3 protein-coding genes are annotated in these 5,008 nt (G+C 65.9%); all 3 read left to right on the plus strand.

Translation table 11 applies throughout. The features are described 5' to 3' along the window. Positions 1 to 175 precede the first annotated feature (175 nt). Positions 176 to 1,414: a multicopper oxidase domain-containing protein gene (locus ACXWUF_RS18345; RefSeq protein ID WP_458503336.1), complete on the plus strand. Its 1,239-nt coding sequence runs from the start codon at positions 176 to 178 to the stop codon at positions 1,412 to 1,414. A 32-nt stretch (positions 1,415 to 1,446) separates the two neighbouring features. Continuing rightward, positions 1,447 to 2,772, plus strand: a complete 1,326-nt coding sequence (locus ACXWUF_RS18350; RefSeq protein ID WP_458497323.1) for a multicopper oxidase domain-containing protein — start codon at positions 1,447 to 1,449, stop codon at positions 2,770 to 2,772. A gap of 270 nt (positions 2,773 to 3,042) precedes the next feature. Next, positions 3,043 to 5,008, plus strand: a 1,966-nt coding sequence (locus ACXWUF_RS18355) for an Ig-like domain-containing protein (protein ID WP_458503337.1), incomplete at its 3' end; no start/stop codon positions are given.

Genomic DNA, 5,008 nt, shown 5'->3' on the forward strand with positions numbered 1-5,008 from the left:
TTGCACTCCAGCGTTTGGATTCACCGATACCGTCTCGAAGCCAAATAAGCGCCGCTATAAGCGACAGCGCTAACTTAAGGCAGCGAGAATTGGGGTGGAAGGCCATATGCCAGAACCCACTCAACACGCCGTCAGGAAAAACGACACGTATGGACACCAACGAAAGGACTCAACCATGAACGGAAACAAACTCGGCTATTTAGGCATACCGCTCGCCCTTGCGTTGGGCGGTGCGCTGCCGTCGGCCCAGGCGGCGATCAATATCCAGTGCCCCGGCGACAACAACGACGGCGTCATCAACGCCGTGCCAGCGCCGGGACCGGGCTACGACCCCAACGTCAAATGCGTCCACATCGGCGGCGGCGACGGCCTCATCACCATGGCCGACGACAGCGAGATGTACATCCTGGGCTTCAGCGACCTCAACGGCGTGCCCCAGGACCAGGCCGCCAATCACGGGCTGCTGCGGGCGCAATACACGGCCCCGACCATCGAGCTGAAGGAGGGCCAGAAGGTCTACCTCTCGCTCACCAACATCGGGATGCTCAAGCGTCCCGACCTGTTCGACTCCCATTCGGTCCACTTCCACGGCTTCCCGAACGCCGCGAGCGTCTTCGACGGCGAGCCCGAAGCCTCGGCCACCATCTCCATGGGCTCGACCCTCACCTACTTCTACGACATCAAGGAGCCCGGCACCTTCATGTACCACTGCCATGTGGAAGCCTCCGAGCACATGGCGATGGGGATGCTGGGGAACCTGTTCGTGCATCCGGCCCAGGACGGGCAGACCCTCGGCGGCCGCACCAAGTTCGCCTACAACGACGGCGACGGCTCCACCGGGTACGACGTGGAATATCCGATCCAGCTCGGCTCCTTCGACTCCAACTTCCACACCCAGCACATTAACGTCCAGCCCTTGCCGTTCGCGGACCTGAAGGACGATTACGGGTTGATCAACGGGCGCGGCTATCCCGACACGGCGAGCGCCACGCCCCCGCCCGCGCCGCAGGACGTGGCGGACCTGCACCCGGAAGTGACCACCACCCAGCCGGTCGGCTCGCTCATCACGGCGAACCAGGGCCAGCGCATCCTGCTGCGGCTCTCCAACCTCAACGTGACCCGCGACTACACCATCGCCGCCATGGGCCTCTCCATGCAGGTGGTGGGCAAGGATGCGCGCATCCTCCGGGCGATGAACGCCAGCAACCCGACGCTGCCCCAGACCCAGACCGGGGCGAATCTCTACTACGAGACCAACGCCATCACCCTGGGCAGCGGCGAGACCTACGATGTCCTCATCGACACCACGGGCGTGGCGCCGGGGACCTACTACCTCTACACGACCAACCTGAACCTGCTCAGCAACGGGCCGCAGGATTTCGGCGGGATGATGACCGAAATCCAAATTTTGTAGGCGTGGGTTGACGAGCTTCAAGGAGAACCAACATGGCTATGCGATTCGATCCAATGACAATAAGCCGGTGCGCGGCGTGTGTCGCGCTGGCCTGGGCGGCTCTTGGGAGTCCCCTGGCACAGGCCGGCGCGACGATTCCCAGCGCCCCCGGCGCACCCAATTTCACCCTGACGGCGGCGGAGGATTATCTGCCGACCCCGGACGGCGGCAGCGTCTATGTGTGGGGCTACGGCGCCGGCCCGGCCATGCAGTATCCGGGACCGAACCTGATCGTGAATCAGGGCCAACAGGTGCAAGTCACCCTGACCAACACCCTGCCGCAACCCACCTCCATCGTCTTCCCCGGCCAGGAGGGCGTGACCACCTCCTGCGAGGCCACCACCCCGCAGGGCACCCGGCGCCTCTTGACCTGCGAGGCGGCCCCCGGCCAGACCGTGACCTACACCTTCACCGCCGCCAAGCCCGGCACCTACCTCTATCACAGCGGCACGCGGCCCGACTTGCAGGTGGAAATGGGCCTGGTCGGGGCGCTGATCGTGCGGCCCACCGGATACACAACGGGTGCGCCCAAGGCTTACGCCCAAACGGGTTCCGCCTATGACCACGAATATCTGGCCCTGCTGACCGAGATGGATGTGCGCATCCACGAGGAAATGGCGGCGGGCCGCTACGCCAATGTCGACACCCGCGACTACAAGCCGGTGTGGTGGTTCATCAATGGCCGCAACGGCGTGGACACGGTGCTGCCGGACAATTATCAACTTCTCCCCAACCAGCCCTACGGGGCCATCGTCCGCACCCATCCGGGCGAAAAGGTGCTGCTGCGGCTGGTCGGCGCGGGCCGCGACCCCCATCCCTTCCACACCCACGGCAACAATTTCACGCTGCTGGCGAAGGACGGGCGGCTGTTCGAAAGCGCACCGGGCTTAGGTCCCGACCGCGCCGCCTCGGGCTTCACCCAGGATGCGCATCCGGGCGAGACCTACGACCTGCTATTCGCCTGGACCGGCAAGGGGCTGGGCTGGGACATCTACGGCAACCGCCCCGGCCACGGCAGCGGCGGCAACTGCAATCCCGCCACCCTGGAACCCGGCGAGGACGCCGCCGACCACTGCAAGCCGGTGCCGGTGGTGCTGCCCGAATTGCAGGACCTGGCCTTCGGCCCCTTCTACAGCGGCAGTCCCTATCTCGGCGCGTCCGGCCAACTGCCTCCGGGCGAGGGCGGTTTCAACGCCAACGGCGGCTTCTTCTTCATGTGGCACTCCCATAGCGAGAGGGAACTCATCAACTTCAACATCTTTCCCGGCGGCATGATGACCTTCCTGATCGTCGAGCCGCCGGGGGTGGCGATTCCATAACGAGATGCCCAAAGAGGGGCGCGGTTCGAAGCGGCGCCTGGGATTTCCCAAACCCTTCCCCGACCCTGCCAACCCTTCTCCGACTTCCCAACCCCTCCCAACCTCCCCTTATCAGGGGAGGGGCCGGAAGGGGAGGAGAAAACCGGGGAGGGAGTTTGAAGCCCCTCCTGATAAGGGGGGTTGGGGGGGTTGATCGCGAAACCTTCAAGCATCCCCTCGGAAAGTGCCCATCAGACCCAATACGAAGAGGTTCAAACCATGGATAGGACTATGCAACGTGGACTCCTGGCGAGCGCCGTGGCCTTGGCCTGCGGCAACGCCGTGGGAGCCGAGCACTGGCTGTGCGCCGGCACCTTCAACAAGACCCTGCCCGACGCCAGTTCGGTGGCGATGTGGGGCTACGCCGACGCGACCAACGCCGTCGGCCACGCCTGCCCGGCCAATGGAAACGCCGCTTACACCTCGCCCGGCCCCCGGTTGACCGTCCTGCCCGGCGATGCCAGCGGACTGACCGTGCATCTGCGGAATAATCTCCCCGGCGAAACCTCCCTGGTCATTCCCGGCCAGACGGCGGCGATGACGCCAGTGAAGTGGACCTCCGGCCCCTACAACGGTCGGGTGCGGTCCTTCACCCACGAAACGCCGCCCGGCGGGACCGCCGACTACGTCTGGGCCAATCCGCGCCCCGGCAGCTACGCCTATCAGTCGGGCACCCATCCCCAGGTGCAAATCCAGATGGGCCTGTTCGGGGCCATGACCCGTGACCAGGCGACCAACACCGCCTATACCGGCGTGGGCTACACCACCGAAGTATTGCAGTTCTACAGCGAAATCGACCCGGCCCTGCACGCGGCGGTGGCGGGGGGCGGCTATGGCCCGGCGGGCGGCATGACCAGCACGGTGAACTACAACCCGAAGTGGTTCCTGGTGAACGGCGCGCCCTTCGTCGATCCCTCGCCCGCCACCCCGGCCACCCTTCCGGCGGGCAATGTGGGCGGCAACACCCTGCTGCGCTTCTTCAACATGGGGCTGCGCAGCCACACCCTGATGCTGCAAGGCGCAAGCATGAAACTGGTGGCCGAGGATGGCCGTCTCCAGCCGGTGCCCCACGAGCAATACTCGCTGATGATCGGCGCGGGCAAGACCCACGACGCCCTATTCACTCCGACCGCTGCCGGTACGTTTCCGCTGTACGAGCGGATGCACAACCTGAGCGTCGGGGTCGGCGGCGGCCAGATGAAGACCGGCGGGATGATGAGCTTCCTCGCGGTCGGCGCCGCCACGACCGGGCCGGTGGGCAACCCGGACGCCTTCACCACCAACGAGGACACGGCGCTCACCGGCAACGTGCTGACCAACGACACGCCGCCCGCCGGCCTCACGGCGCAGTTGGTGACCGGCCCGACCCACGCCCTGTCCTTCGCGCTGAACCCGAACGGCAGCTTCGCCTACACCCCGGCCCTCAACTACAACGGCCCGGACGGCTTCGTGTACCGGGCCTCCAACGGCACGGTCCTGAGCGCCAACACCACGGCCTCGATCACGGTGACTCCGGTCAACGATCCGCCGACCCTGAACGCGATTCCCTCGCCGCGGAACGCGACGGTGGGCACGCCGTTCAGCTACACGGCGGTGGGCGGCGACGTGGACGCGGGCAGCGTCCTCACCTACTCCCTGGTGACCGCGCCGGGCTGGCTGACCATCAATCCCGCCAGTGGTTTGATGTCCGGCACCCCGGCGGCGGCCAATATCGGCTCGTCCACGGTGACGGTGCGGGTGGCCGACAACGGCACGCCCAGCCTGGCCGCGACCCAAAGCTTTACCCTGAATGTCGCGGGAACGGCGCCGACCTCCACGGTCTACTTCTCCACCCTCGGCGACACCAACCCGCCGGGCGTGACCGGCACGGCCGACAACGCCGACCACTACGCCTGGAACGGCACCGCGTTCAGCCGGGCGGTGGATGTCACAACCATCGCCAACCCCGTGCCCGGCATCGCCAACGTCGACGGCCTGCAACGGGTGGACAACACCCACTTCTACCTGTCCTTCAACGGCAACGAGAGCCTGCCGGGCCTTGGCACGGTGCAGGACGAGGACATCGTCTTCTACAACGGCGGCACCTGGTCGGTGTATTTCGATGCCACCGCCCGGGGCCTCACCCAGAACATGGATGCGTTCACCATCGCCGGCACCACCGTCTATTTTTCGACCGCTGGCAACACCAACCCGCCGG

The organism is Methylomagnum sp., from assembly GCF_054333355.1.